The sequence below is a fragment of the Corynebacterium sp. TAE3-ERU30 genome (genome assembly GCF_019209925.1).
GTDB classification, from domain to species: domain Bacteria; phylum Actinomycetota; class Actinomycetes; order Mycobacteriales; family Mycobacteriaceae; genus Corynebacterium; species Corynebacterium megadyptis.
The window spans coordinates 333,634-347,266 of record NZ_JAHUTO010000002.1 but is presented as its reverse complement, the minus strand read 5'-3'; the positions used below and the strand labels follow the sequence as shown (position 1 = coordinate 347,266).

The following is a 13,633-nucleotide window of genomic DNA, read 5'->3' as shown; positions in this document are numbered from 1 at the left end:
GCCCGTGGCCCGCTGTAACTTTTATTGTGACGCTGTTGTTTCAGCGCCGGCACTTCTAAGACGCACGTGGAGAACACATGAAACTCACCAAGCTCGGGCTTATTACCTGCGCCCTTGCCCTATCTGCCAGCAGCATCGCTGCGCCTCTTGCCAGCGCTGATCCCGCCCAGATGGAGAGCTTGATTAAGGAGATGGACGCGGTCTCCCACGAGGCCACTGCGAAGAACGAGGAAGTCAAGCAGCTGTCCATCGATATTGACAAGAGCAATGAGGAGGCGGCGCGCCTCGCGGAGGAGTACCGGCAAGCCTCTGCGGCTGCACAAGAAGCGGCAGAGAACGCCGAGAGCATTCGTAGCGATGTGAACCAGGTGGCGAAGGCCCGCTACCGCGGTGCGAGCCTCGATCCCCTTTCGGGCATCTCCTCGGCACATAACCCGCAGGACGCCATCGATCGCACTGCCTATATGAGCGCTCTGAGTCAGCGCAATGAGCGCATCATTGTGGAATTGCAGGAGGCGCTGCGCGAGGCAGCTCAGGAACATGAGCGTGCCGCTGCAGCCAAGGCTGTGGCCGACTTCCGCCTGGGCGACCTGAAGGCCCAGCGGGCCAAGCTCGAGCGCGAGCAGGATGAGCTGAATAAGCGCACCAGTGAGCTGGAGGCGCGTATTGACGCCCTGGAGCCGAGCCTGCGCCAGGCGTGGCAAAACAAGAACGGCCCCATCGAGGGATTCGATCTCGCCGGTATTACCAGCTCGAACCCAGGCGGGATGAGCGCGGTGAATGCCGCGATGAGCAAACTCGGCGCTCCATATGGCTGGGGAGCCACCGGCCCCGACGCCTTTGACTGCTCTGGGCTGATGGTGTGGTCCTATGCGCAGCAGGGTAAGTCCATTCCGCGCACCTCCCAGGCCCAGATGGCCGGTGGCACGCCGGTATCCCGCGATCAGCTGCAGCCGGGCGATATCGTGGGCTACTACCCCGGAGCCACCCACGTGGGCATGTACATCGGTGATGGCAAGCTGGTCCACGCCTCGGATTATGGTATCCCCGTGCAGGTCGTCTCCGTGGATTCGATGCCCTTCTACGGCGCGCGCCGCTACTGATACCGGCCACGCCCCCTCACGCCACCGTCCTCTCTGGGAGGATCGCGTGGCGTGATTTTTTTTAGGCCCCACTGTGTGGCCTAGGGGCCCTCGCTAGAATGGGATGACTATGGGCCGCACGCTGCTTGTTACCAATGATTTCCCGCCCACAGTCGGCGGGATCCAGTCCTATCTCCGCGATTTCGTCTTCTATCTCGACCCCGCGGAGATTGTGGTGCTTGCCTCCACACAAGACGCTGCGGCGGCCGCAGCATGGGATGCCCAGGTCGAGTACACGGTGGTGCGCTGGCCTCGCCGGGTCATGCTGCCCACTCCCGGGCTCAAGGCGGAGATGTGTCGTCTTATCGCCCAGTACGATATCGACACCGTGTGGTTTGGGGCTGCGGCCCCTCTCGCGGTGCTCGGCTCGGCGGCGCGGGCGGCTGGGGCCTGCCAGGTGGTGGCTACCACCCACGGCCACGAGGTTGGGTGGTCGATGGTGCCCGGCGCCCGCCAGATTCTGCGGCGCATTGGCGCTTCTGCCGATGTGATCACCTATATCTCCGACTACACCTTGGGCCGGATCCGCCCGGCACTGGGTACTCATCCACGCTATGAGCCGCTGCCCTCGGGAGTAGATCCCGAGCTATTTCACCCCCTGAGCGAGAAAGAACGGCGGCAGGTGCGCGCCCGCTATGGATGGGGCGATGAGCCGCTGATCATCTGTATCTCTCGGCTTGTGCCTCGCAAGGGCCAGGACCAGCTGGTGCGCGCCATGCCGCGCATTCTTGCCCGCCACCCCGAGGCGCGACTCGTGCTTGTCGGCACCGGCTCATATGAGAAGAAGCTGCGCGCGCTTATCGACGCCAACTCCCAGGCCAGCGAGCGCATCCACCTCATGGGGCAGTGTGAATTCGGCGAGATGCGGCAGCTGCTCGCCGCCAGCGATGTCTTTAGTATGCCGGCCCGTACCCGCGGCAAGGGCCTCGACGTCGAGGGGCTCGGCATCGTCTACCTCGAGGCCCAAGCCAGCGGGGTGCCGGTGGTGGCGGGCGATTCCGGCGGCGCGCCAGAGACCGTGACGGAGGAGACGGGCATCGTGGTCGATGGTCGAGACATCGACAGCCTGGTGCACGCGATAGTTCGTCTGCTCGACGATGACGTTCTGCGCAGCACAATGGGGCAGCGGGGCCGCGCCCACGTGGTGCAGCACTGGGCGTGGCCGATTATGGCGGCGCGGCTGCAGCGTATTCTCCACTCGTCCAGCGATTAGAATGACGCAGTCAAGCGCATATATACTGGGTGAGTTTTAACCTCTAGAGACGGGACCCATAGAGCTTCCATTATGTCTGCCACCCACTCCATCGGTTTCGATATCGGCGGTACCAACCTTCGCGGCGCCGTAGTGACGCCCGAGGGGCGCATCATCGACTCGACCCAGGTCCCCACCCCGTCCACCCAGCGTGGACTCGACGAGGCGATTGCGTATGTGGTCACGTCTCTGCGTTCTCGCCACGATGTGGGGGCGGTGGGGCTTGCTGTCGCCGGCTTTATCGATCCCGAATGCGAGCGGGTACGTTTCGCCCCGCATCTGCCGTGGCGCGATAAGAACGTCCGCGCGGACATCGAGCGGCTCATTGACCTCCCCGTTGTCCTCGAGCATGACGCCAATGCTGCTGCGTGGGGCGAGTACCGTTTCGGTGCCGCCCGCGACGCCCAGACGTGGGTGCTTTTTGCCATCGGCACTGGGATCGGGGCGACGCTCATGCATAACGGGGAGATTTATCGCGGCGCTTTCGGCACCGCCCCCGAGTTCGGGCACATCACGGTGGTCCCCGATGGGCGTCGCTGCCCCTGCGGTAAGCGGGGCTGCCTAGAGCGCTATTGCTCGGGCACGGCGCTGCCGGATTTTGCCAAGGAGATCATTGGCTCCGGCGAGTTCGAGGAGTCGAGCTTTGTGCGTCGCTTCCGCTCGCAGGCCGACGAGCTCACCGGCAGGAGGATCATGCAGGCGGCCTGTAATGGGGATCCTGCTGCGGTGAAAGTGGTGGAGCACTTCAGTCATTGGCTAGGGGAGGGGTTGGCCATCGTCGCCGATATCCTCGATCCCGAGCTCATTGTGGTCGGCGGCGGCGTGGCCAAGGATTCTCCGCTGTATCTTGAGGCCGCGAAGCAGCGCTTCGCGCGGCGTATTGTGGGTGCCGGACACCGTCCGCTCGCCGATATTAAGACGGTGGAACTGGGCTCGGATGCCGGCATGATTGGCGCGGCCGATCGGGCGCGCACCCGTTTCCTCGCCCCGGTGGAGTGATTCTGTGCGCACCGAGGGCGTCCTTGCGGCGAAACTTCCGGACGTGAAGGCTAGTTTCTACTAACCTATACTTACGGTCCTCGTGGGAGGACAGATCATGCATTCACCGGCGCCGAGCCGTGGTGTGCCCCGTGTAGGGCAGATCATCTACAGCGCCCCATTTGCTAGGGAAGTCGCACATGAAAAACAAGTGGTACTGGGTGTTTAAGAACATCCTCATCGGACCCTTCCTGCGGGTGTATAACCGCCCAGAGATTGAAGGCAAGGAGAATATCCCAGCGAGCGGCTCTGCGATCGTCGCCTCTAGCCATCAGTCCGTGATGGACTCCTTCTTCTTCCCGCTGCTGTGCGACCGTGAGATCACCTTCCTCGCCAAGAATGAGTATTTCACCGGTACCGGACTGGTGGGCAAGATACAGCTGTGGTTTTTCACCTCGCTACGCCAAGTGCCGATCGATCGCACCTCGGAGGATGCTGCGGCTAATGCTATTGCTGCGGCCCGTAAGGTATTCGATCGCGGCGACGTGCTCGGCGTCTACCCCGAGGGCACCCGTTCGCCGGATGGTCGCATTTATCGCGGCAAGACCGGCATGGCCCGCACCGCCTTGGAATGTCAGCAGCCCATCGTGCCGGTGGCGATGATCAATTCCCGCAAGGCCAATCCCATCGGCTCGTGGATTGTGCGCCCCGCCAAGGTGTGGATGAAAGTGGCCCCACCGATCGACCCCATCGCCTTTGTGCAGGAGCGCGGCCTGGACCCCGATAGCTATGAGGCCGCCCGCGCGCTCACCGACCACATCACGGCCTTGTTCTCGGAGATGTCCGGCTATCCCTATGTGGACCTGTATGCCGCGGATGTCAAAGAAGCACTCGCTGCGGGCAAGGGCTATCCGGAAGGGGCGGAACTCCCCGCCAATTGGGAGGGCTAAGACAGCGATTCTTAGGTTACGCTAAGGTGGCATAGTTTAACTTTTTTGAGCGGCGTCGATAGGGTTAGGGCAGTCCTGCTGAACCCCTATCGGCGCCGCTGCTGCATGCGCAGTCGCGGTGTTCGTGTCGGGGAGCTGAGCGTCGATAAGCGCGCTTGGGATGACGGGGCACGAGGGAGAAAGTGTACGGGCGCATGACGCAGAATCAGCCTGCCACGCGATATAACGCTGCTGATGTGGAACAGAGGATGGAGCCGGATGCCACCGGCCACGGCATGCCGCATGTGCAGGAGCACACGGTGGTGAAAGAGCGCCTGAAATGGCCCGATGCCGCGAAGGGGCTCTCCATTGTCGGAGTAACGCTGCTGCACGTGTGCCTAGAGGTGCCCTATGGAATGGACACGTGGCTGGCAGAGCTCAACCATCTGCTGGATCCACTGCGCATGCCGCTATTCTTCTTAGTCTCCGGCTACTTCTCGGCGAAAGTGCTGCGCTTTTCCCTCCGCGAGGTCCTCACCAAACGCATCTGGTTTTTCTTTTTGCCCTACCTAGTGTGGATGCCCATCTACTTGTTCATTAAAGAATATGAGATGGTGCGCTTCGCCGACTTCGAGCACCGCGGGGCGGGGTGGGTAGTCGATAGCGTGCTCCACGGCGAGGGCATGTACTGGTTCTTGTATTGCTTGGCCGTGTTCTGCCTCTGGGCATGGGCCACCCGGCGGCTGAGCAATGGGGTGGCAGTGGCCGCCTCCTTTAGCCCAGTGCTGCTGCAACTCACCCCCGTGAGTGCGTCGATTGTGCTGCATTTCGCGCAGTATCTGCCCATCTACATGATCGGACTGCGCTACCGTGTCGCCATCACCTGGATTGCCCGCAGCTGCACTCAGCCGCGCTTCATTGCGGCCTATGGGCTCAGTGGGTTGGCGGCCTATGCCGCGCATGATTGGTGGCTGGGCTCGGCTCGCTCGGGGGCGCTTGCGGGGCTGCCCGTACGTGAGGAAGGCATGTGGGGCTGGAGCACCGAGTTCATCGACCTCATCGAGGGGCTGCTGTGGCGGCTCTGGCTGCTGCCCACGGCGATTTTATTGGCGGTGGCGCTCGCCAGCGTGCCGCTGCTGTTTTCCGCGCTCGCCTTCGTCGGCCGTCACACCCTCGTGGTCTATATCGGCCACCCCATCGCAATCTCTGTGCTCTTCGGCATGCTCTTTCGCTACCGCGAGGACGTGCTCATCGAACCGGATCACGGGCTGCTGTCGAGTCCATCGCTGTGGGTGATCGGCGTATTCATCGTGGCAATGGCCGCCTGCTATGGCTTCTACCTGCTCTCTCGTGTGCCAGTGCTCGGCTGGACCCTAGCGCCGCCGGCGATCGAGCCGATGATCGCTGGCCGCAGGGATGCGGGGAAGAAGCAGCCGGACACTACCGCCGAGTATGCGGCGTCCGCACGCCACTCGCGCTGCTAGTTACGTGCACCTGGGCGGCACCGGCGAGGGTGGCTATACCCCCGCTGAGCACGTGGCGCGCCGGTGTGCTTAGACTGAAATGACACTTCGAGTACGTTCGCCTTTCTGTGCTCTGTCGGCTTCTCTCAGCCGGGTAGCGCGCAGACGGCCACGCTCGCGCCGGGGCAGAAGAGTTTCCGGGGCGTAGAAAGCAAGCAGACAACCACCGTGCGATTCTTCTACGACACCGAGTTTATTGAGGACGGGACCACCATCGAGCTGGTCTCCATCGGGATTGTTGCCGAGGACGGCCGTGAATATTACGCCGTGTCGAGCGAGTTTGATCCGCGCTCAGCCAATGACTGGGTGCGCGCGCACGTGCTCGACAAGCTGCCGGAGCGCGGCAGCCGCGAGTGGAAAACGCGGGCGACCATCCGCCACGAGGTCTTTGAGTTCCTCACCCACGACGGCACTCGCCCCGAACTATGGGCCTGGGTGGGCGCCTATGATCACATCGTCCTCGCGCAGCTCTGGGGGGATATGCGGGGCCTGCCACGGCAGCTGCCGCGCTTTACCCGCGAGCTGAAGCAGTACTGGGAAATGGCTGGTAGGCCGCAACTGCCGGCCGTGCCGAGCGCAGTGCACGATGCGCTTGTCGACGCCAGGCACAACCGCGCCAAGTTTCTTATCTGCACCAACGCCATGCCGCTGGGCCTCGATGGGGCGGCCCAGTCCATCTCGCGCCGAAAGTAGCATCCGCCCCGCTCTGCTGGGGTAGGCAAGGGGAGGGAAGAATAGTTCGGTGTGCTAAGAATAAACGTGTGAGTTGGAGTGTAGATATATCAGAATCCGAGCTGCCCGATCTTCCCCCGCTGCCTGCGGGCATTCGGGAGCGCTTTGACGATGTCGTGGCGCGCCCAGCCAAGCAGCAGCCGTCGTGGGATGAGAAGGAAGCCCTTGCGGTGCGCAAGATCCTCGAGTCTGTGCCGCCGGTGGTGCTGCCGCCGGAGATTCACCTGCTGAAGAATCAGCTGCGTGAAGTGGCGCTCGGTAATGCATTCCTGCTGCAAGGCGGCGACTGCGCCGAGACCTTCGAGGCCAATACCGAGCCGCATATCAAGGCGAATGTGAAGACCCTGCTGCAGATGGCGGTCGTATTGACCTATGGCGCCTCCACCCCGGTGGTGAAGATGGCCCGTATCGCTGGCCAATACGCCAAGCCGCGCTCCCAGGATCTCGATGCCAATGGGCTGCCCAATTACCGCGGCGACATCGTCAATGGTGTGGAGGCGACCCCTGAGGCGCGCCGCCACGACCCGGCCCGCATGATCCGCGCCTACGCAAACTCCTCGGCCGCGATGAACTTGGTGCGCGCCCTTACTGCCTCCGGCACAGCGGATCTGTACCGCCTGACGGAGTGGAACCGCGAGTTCGTGGCGCAATCGCCGGCTGGTGCCCGCTATGAGGCCCTGGCGCGAGAGATCGAGCGCGGACTGAGCTTCATGCAGGCCTGCGGTGTCTCCGATGAGTCCCTGCGCCAAGCCAATATCTTCTGCTCCCACGAGGCGCTGCTGGTGGATTATGAGCGCGCCATGCTGCGTCTTGGCCAAGACGAAAACGGCGAGACCGGACTCTATGATCTCTCCGCACACCAGCTGTGGATCGGTGAGCGCACCCGCGGTATCGACGATTTCCACGTGAACTTCGCCGCGCTGATCTCTAACCCCGTGGGCATCAAGCTGGGGCCGAAGACCAGCCCAGAAGAGGCCGTTGCCTATGCCGAGAAGCTGGATCCGAACAAGGAGCCGGGGCGCTTGGCCATGGTGGCCCGCATGGGTCATGACAAAGTGCGCACCGTGTTGCCCGGAATCGTCCGCGCCGTGGAAGAATCCGGCCACAAGGTGGTGTGGCAGACCGACCCGATGCACGGCAACACCCACACCTCCTCGAATGGGTATAAGACCCGCCACTTCGACAAGGTGCTGGATGAGGTGCAGGGATTCTTCGAGGTGCACCGCGCCCTCGGCACCCACGCCGGCGGTATCCACGTGGAGCTCACCGGCGAGAACGTCACCGAGTGCCTCGGTGGTGCCGAGGACATCACCGATATCGATCTGCCCGGCCGCTATGAGTCGGCCTGCGATCCGCGACTGAACACGCAGCAGTCCTTGGAGCTGTCCTTCCTCGTCGCGGAGATGCTGCGTAACCAGTAGCCTCCTCCGCGCAGCACAACGGCCCGCCTCCCCGATACAGGGAGTGCGGGCCGTTGTGTTATGCCAGCTGGGCGTTAGAGGGCCGTGAGCTCGATGGTCACATCCCCGCGGGAGGAGTCTCTGCTCAGCCCGGGGAGGGGACTTTGGGCGATCACGCGATCATCATCGTCCAGCCCTGAGGTATCCACCGCGAAGCCGTCCTCGGTGAGTTGTTTCACCGCATCGGATACGCGCTTGCCCAAGACACTCGGGATCTTCACCTTCGATGCCACCTCCACGGAGACGGTGGCGTTCGACGGATCCAGACCGGAGCCGGGGGAGGGGCTTACTGCCACTACCTCATCGACCACGCGGCCGGTCTTCGATACATAGGAGGCCTCTCGGATGCTGATACCGGCGTCGGAGAGGACGTCTTTCGCCTCGTCGAGGCTCAGCCCGGTGATCTTCGGTACCTTGATGGCACTCGACATCACGAGAATCACCGAGTCGCCGCGGTTCAGCGAGGTACCGGAGGAGGGGATGGTCGATACCGCCTCGTCTGGGTCCACGCCCTCGTCGTATTCCTTGCGCACCTCGGAGACCTCCAAGCCGGCCCGCTTGAGCATAGCGCGGGCGGAGTCTTCGCTGCGGCCACGAATATCGGGTACCTCCACGGGCGCGGGGCCTTTGGACAGAATCACCGATACCGCCGATCCCACCTTCACCTCGGTGCCGGGGGCAGGGGAGGCGTCGAGGACTTTGCCGGCGGGAACGGTGTCATCATAGGCGGCCTCGCCCAGCTCCCACTCCAGGGTGCGGTCGGTGACAGCCGCCTCGTATTTCAGCGGGTCGTGGTCTTGGGGGATGGCGGGGACGGTCGGCTTGCCACGGGAGAGGAGTACCACGACATCATGACCGCGTGGTACTCGCTCGCCAAAAGGGGGCAGGGTATTCACCGCCTCCCCAGCCGCGACCTCGTCGTCATAGATCTCGTCGGTACTTACCGAAAAACCAGCCTCCTGCACGGTGGCCACGGCCTGTTCTTGGTCCATGCCGAGGACCGAGGGGATATCGCCGTAGCGTCCGGAGCCGAACCACCAACCACCCACGGCCACCGCTGCGGTGGTAAGGGCAATCACCACCAGCCATACCCAAAAACCAATGCCGCGGCGATTACCGGCGGGCCGGGACGGGCGCGAGGGCGCTGCCGACGCAGCGGGAGCCGGGGGATTTTCAGGGGCGTCGTAGGCGGTGGGCTGTGCCGCGCCATGCGGGGTAGGGGCGTCGGGGGCGCCCATGGGGCCCGCCGGAACCGCCGGCCCTGCCGGAACCGCCGGCCCAGCGGGGCCGGTCGGGGGAACGGCGCCGAAGGTGCGGGTTTCCTGCGTGGTGGCGTGCGGGCCGGCCTCCTCTTCGGCGTCGGGGAATAACCCCTCGCGCGGCTGCTGGGGCTGGCCGGGGCCCTCCATAAGGCCGTTCGGCTCTGGATTCATCGCGGGGCTCACCACGGTGGTGGCCCGGTGCGCGGCACCGTGGCGGGGCACGGGCACGGAGAAATCGGGAAGGTTCAGGGTGCGTGCGGCCTCGTTGACGGCCTCGAGGAACTCCTGGGCGTCGGCGAAGCGATCGGCGGGGTTGCGCGCACAGGCGCGGGCGACGAGCTCATCGAATTCTGGGGGGACGCCGTCGATGCGCGTGGAGGGCGGCGGCACATCCGCGTGCAGGCGGGCATAGGCGTGGGCCATGGGGTTGTCCCCAGTGAAGGGGGTATCGCCGCTCAGAAGCTCGAAGAGCACGATGCCGGCGGAGTACACATCCGAGGCGGGGCCGACCGAGGAGCCATCGACCTGCTCGGGGGAGAGATAGGAGACGGTGCCGATGATCTGGTCGGAGGTGTGGTGGGCGTGCGATGTGGCGCGCACCAGCCCGAAATCGGCGAGCTTGACCTGATGGTTGCCGTTGATCAGCACATTATCGGGCTTGACGTCGCGGTGCACCATGCCTTCGCGGTGCGCCACCGACAGCGCGGTGAGGACACTACGCATCACAGCGGTGGCCGCGTGCGGCGGCATAGGGCCGCGCTCGGAGAGCAGCTCGCGCAGGGTGCCGCCGGTGATCAGTTCCATGATGAGGAATACGTGATCGCCGGAAGAGTTCGTGTCATAGACATTCACGAGGCTCGGGTGCGAGAGCTGCGCCATGGAGCGGGCCTCGCGGCGAAAACGCTCCCGCGAGACGGGGTCATCCATGAGCCGATCATCAAGTACCTTTGCCGCCACGGGGCGCCCGAGGCGCAGGTCTAGGCACCGGTACACAGAGGACATTCCGCCCCGAGCGATAAGAGTTTCCACTCGGTAGCGCTGATCGAGAAGTGTGCCGACCGCCAGTTGAGTCATGGTGAATAGTATGCCTGCATTAACGAAGTTAAGCTAACCGTTTCTCGTCACTCTGTAATACATTAGGTGCCGTGAGTTCGATTCCAGTGTCCAAGGATGTTTTAAGCCCTGACGAGCCCCTGCTAGCCATCCCCGATGTGGCTGAGCGCATGGGTGTGGTGGTGACGAAGGTGCATCACCTCGTCCGCGATCATCAGCTGCTTGTGGTGCAGCGGGATGGCGTGAAATATGTTCCGGAGCGCTTCCTCAACGAGGACGGTTCGCTCAACCGCTTTGTGCCCGGAGTGATCGCGCTATTGTCCGATGGCCACTACACGGATGCTGAGATCCTGGAGTATCTTTTCAGCGCCGATGACTCGCTGCCCGGTCGCCCCGTCGATGCTCTCCACGGGCATCTCGCCCGCGAGGTCATGCGCCGCGCCCAGGCCATGGCTCTCTAAACTCAGCACGCTTATCGACGCCCCGTCGCCGGCACAGCATCCTTCTACCGCAACGCAGCCTCGCGTTCGGCTCAGGCTGTGCGGTGCCGGGGCTGTTGCCGTTCTGCGTCGGTGAAGATATAGCCGGTGGCGAAGTAAGCCACGATGGTGGTGGGCACCATCCAGACTGGGTTGTAGAGCTGGTGATTGCCGCTGCCGGTGAAGGCGAGCGCAATGATGATAGACAGCAGGGTGGTGGCCTTGATGACTCTCATCGAGGGGCGGAAGGTCCCGATCACATTGAGCAGGCTGGTGTAGTACCACGGGAGGGTAACGGCGTTGAATACCACGGCGCAGCCATAGGCCACGGCGATGCCGATGATATTGCGCCGATTGTTCTGGCGATAGATCCACCACGCTGCTGCGATGCCGAGAAGCATGATGACCCCGCAGATGGGGCGGGTGATGGCCAGCGCGGTGTTATAGGAAAAGTCATCGGTGATGAACAGGATCACCGGGGTGACAATGTCGGCGATGAGCGAGGGCAGCGCCAGCGGGTTGATCACCTTCGAGTTCCCCGAAAGCTGCGATACCCATCCCCAGTTTGAGCCCGAGGCGGCGGTGACCGCGATCATCACCACGGCGAACTCCACCACCATCCAGGCACCGGTAGCGAAGAAGGCGAGGAGCGCGCGGGGAGTGGGAGCGAGCCCCGTCCGGCGTTCCAGGACGGCCGCGAGATGGCGGGCTCCCATCCAGACGATAAACGGCAGCGCCAGCGCCGCCGTGGCCTTGAGCGAGACCGCGACAGACACCAGCAGCACCGCGCAGAGGAAGCGCTGGCGCAGCGCGCAGAGCAGGCCGAGGCTGACCAAGCCCACCATGAGCGATTCGTTGTGCATGCCGCCCACCAGGTGGAGCACCATCACCGGGTTGGCCACGCCCAGCCACAGCGCCAGCGCCGGTGAGCCGCCGAGGCAGCGCGCAATCTTCGGCGTGGACCACGCAATAGCGATGAAGCCGACGATAGAGACCACCTTGTATAGCAGCACGCCGAGGGTGACGTTCTCGCCCACTAGGCTCGTAATGCCTTCGCCGATCCATAGATGCAGCGGCCCATAGGGGGTGGTGGTATTGCGCCAGTCGTGGCTGACCTCCAGCAGGAAGGGGCCCGGATTGACCGCGGCGCCCTGGGTGTAGGGGTCGAAGCCATCGCGCAGCATCGCTCCCTGCATGAGATAGCTATAGACGTCTCGCGAGAGAATCGGGGCGGCGACAAGAAGTGGCGCGACCCAGGCGATGAGACAGCGGCGGATCTCGGCGACTTTGTCCTTCTCGGAGAGCCGCGGATTCCACATCACCTGCCGGCCCAAGAGCACCCAGGCGGCCACGGTGCCCATAATGCCGAGCCAAACCACGGTATTGGACACCCCGGCGCCATGGCCGTAGCTCATAAAGTCCAGCCCGAGTGCCTCTAATACTCCGCCGCGGTTGCGGATGGCACCTCCGCCATAGGATCCCGCGATGATCAGCACTGCGGCGACGAGACCGACCCAGCGTGCACGAGCCCAGTCCATCGCCACTACATCCTCCGCGCGGTTGCGCGTTCAGCAAGATCGCCGAGAATACCCGCCACGGTGGGTACCGCCGTGATGGTCGCGAGCGCCTGGTTCTTCAGCTCGGTGATATGGCTTTCCACCTCGTCCACGGCCCCGGAGTCAGCGATAATCTCGGCTAGCTCCTGAATATCGGAGGCGCTTTCCACGTGGCCGAGGCCTTCGCGCAGTCGGGCAGCCCGCTGCGGGGCGCGAGCATCGAGAATCGCGAGCGTGCGCGCCACCAATACGGTGCGCTTTCCCTCACGAAGATCATCGCCGGCCGGTTTGCCGGTGACGGCTGGATCGCCGAAGACCCCGAGCACATCATCCCGCAGCTGGAACGCGATCCCCACGTCACGACCATAGGAGCGATAGGCGGCGATGGTCTTCTCGTCTGCGCCGGCGATAGCGGCGCCCAGATGCAGCGGGCGTTCGATGGTGTAGGCGGCCGTTTTATAGCGATTGACGCGCATGGGTGCCTCCACGCCCTCGACGCCTTTGGACTCGATGGTGATATCGAGGATCTGTCCCCCGATGACCTCATGGCGCATCGCCCGCCAGGGCTCACGTATGCGCCGCAGCGCGGCATCCGATAGGCCGGAATCCATCACCATGTCATCGGCGTATACCAATGCCATATCGCCGAGCAATATAGCCAGTGATTCGCCAAAGTGGGCGGCATCGCCGGAAAAGCCTTGCTCTCGGTGATAGGCCTCTACCCGGCGGTGCACGGTGGGGTAGCCGCGCCGAGTATCGGAGGAGTCGATAATGTCATCGTGAATAAGAGCGCAGGCTTGGATGAACTCGAGGGCGGATAAGGCAGTCGTAACAGCCTCAATATCCTCGGTGCACTCGGGGCTCCGAGCGCCCATGAAGCCGGTCCAGCCGAAGATGGGGCGCATGCGCTTACCGCCACTGAGCACGAAATCTTCCAGCACCGCAGTGCCGAGATGCACGTTCTCGTCCATAGCGAGGGAGTGCTGATTGCGCTGTGTGCAGTAGCTCAGCAAATGCTCACGTACCACTGGCGGAATGGCCTGAATAGGGTCGGTGAACAGCTCCGAGTGAGTCGACATCACAGTCTCTCCAGATCGATAGTGGGGTAGGGGTCAGCGAGGCCCCAGCCGGCGGCGAGGAGGGTCTAGGTTGTATCACTGTTGACTCTAGCGTGTGCAGCAGACACGAGGTGCGTGCGGGGCACATAATTTTCCGTAGGAATGAACCGCTCGGTTCACTTTTGGGGGCAATTCGCGCACAAAGCGGT

The 13,633-nt window shown here is 63.5% G+C and carries 11 protein-coding genes; 8 read left to right on the top strand and 3 right to left on the bottom strand.

The genetic code is table 11. From position 1 onward, the window contains the following. The first annotated feature begins 77 nt into the window (after positions 1-77). From KR227_RS04530 to KR227_RS04500, 7 genes are all read left to right on the top strand, one after another. Positions 78-1,103 (top strand): NlpC/P60 family protein, encoded by a 1,026-nt coding sequence (locus KR227_RS04530; protein WP_218363982.1) that lies wholly within the window; start codon positions 78-80, stop codon positions 1,101-1,103. 109 nt (positions 1,104-1,212) lie between these two features. After that, complete coding sequence (locus KR227_RS04525) at positions 1,213-2,355, top strand: glycosyltransferase family 4 protein (protein ID WP_304505583.1); 1,143 nt, start codon at positions 1,213-1,215, stop codon at positions 2,353-2,355. A 72-nt stretch (positions 2,356-2,427) separates the two neighbouring features. Then, entirely contained in the window at positions 2,428-3,393 is a 966-nt protein-coding gene (locus tag KR227_RS04520) for an ROK family glucokinase (protein ID WP_218363978.1), read from the top strand. Positions 3,394-3,572: 179 nt separating this feature from the next. Next, complete coding sequence (locus KR227_RS04515; RefSeq protein ID WP_151529253.1) at positions 3,573-4,322, top strand: 1-acyl-sn-glycerol-3-phosphate acyltransferase; 750 nt, start codon at positions 3,573-3,575, stop codon at positions 4,320-4,322. Positions 4,323-4,516: 194 nt separating this feature from the next. Continuing rightward, on the top strand, positions 4,517-5,785 hold the full coding sequence (locus tag KR227_RS04510) for an acyltransferase family protein (protein ID WP_218363976.1): 1,269 nt from the start codon (positions 4,517-4,519) through the stop codon (positions 5,783-5,785). A gap of 207 nt (positions 5,786-5,992) precedes the next feature. After that, positions 5,993-6,517 (top strand): polyadenylate-specific 3'-exoribonuclease AS, encoded by a 525-nt coding sequence (locus KR227_RS04505; RefSeq protein WP_151549195.1) that lies wholly within the window; start codon positions 5,993-5,995, stop codon positions 6,515-6,517. Positions 6,518-6,585: 68 nt separating this feature from the next. Beyond that, a complete protein-coding gene (locus KR227_RS04500; protein ID WP_218363974.1) occupies positions 6,586-7,977 on the top strand; it encodes a class II 3-deoxy-7-phosphoheptulonate synthase in 1,392 nt (463 codons plus the stop codon). 74 nt (positions 7,978-8,051) lie between these two features. On the opposite strand, the gene KR227_RS04495 is transcribed toward KR227_RS04500, so the two are convergent. After that, complete coding sequence (locus KR227_RS04495) at positions 8,052-10,352, bottom strand: PASTA domain-containing protein (RefSeq protein WP_218363972.1); 2,301 nt, start codon at positions 10,350-10,352, stop codon at positions 8,052-8,054. A gap of 71 nt (positions 10,353-10,423) precedes the next feature. Here KR227_RS04495 and KR227_RS04490 point away from each other — a divergent pair, with 71 nt between their 5' ends. Further along, positions 10,424-10,792: an Rv2175c family DNA-binding protein gene (locus KR227_RS04490; RefSeq protein ID WP_218363970.1), complete on the top strand. Its 369-nt coding sequence runs from the start codon at positions 10,424-10,426 to the stop codon at positions 10,790-10,792. Between the two features lie 71 nt (positions 10,793-10,863). Here KR227_RS04490 and KR227_RS04485 read toward each other — a convergent pair whose 3' ends face one another. Both KR227_RS04485 and KR227_RS04480 read right to left on the bottom strand, forming a co-directional pair. Continuing rightward, positions 10,864-12,348 carry an alpha-(1->6)-mannopyranosyltransferase A gene (locus KR227_RS04485; RefSeq protein WP_218363968.1) on the bottom strand — a complete coding sequence of 495 codons (1,485 nt, stop codon included), beginning with the start codon at positions 12,346-12,348 and terminating at the stop codon, positions 10,864-10,866. A 5-nt stretch (positions 12,349-12,353) separates the two neighbouring features. After that, on the bottom strand, positions 12,354-13,445 hold the full coding sequence (locus tag KR227_RS04480) for a polyprenyl synthetase family protein (RefSeq protein ID WP_218363966.1): 1,092 nt from the start codon (positions 13,443-13,445) through the stop codon (positions 12,354-12,356). Positions 13,446-13,633: the final 188 nt, after the last annotated feature.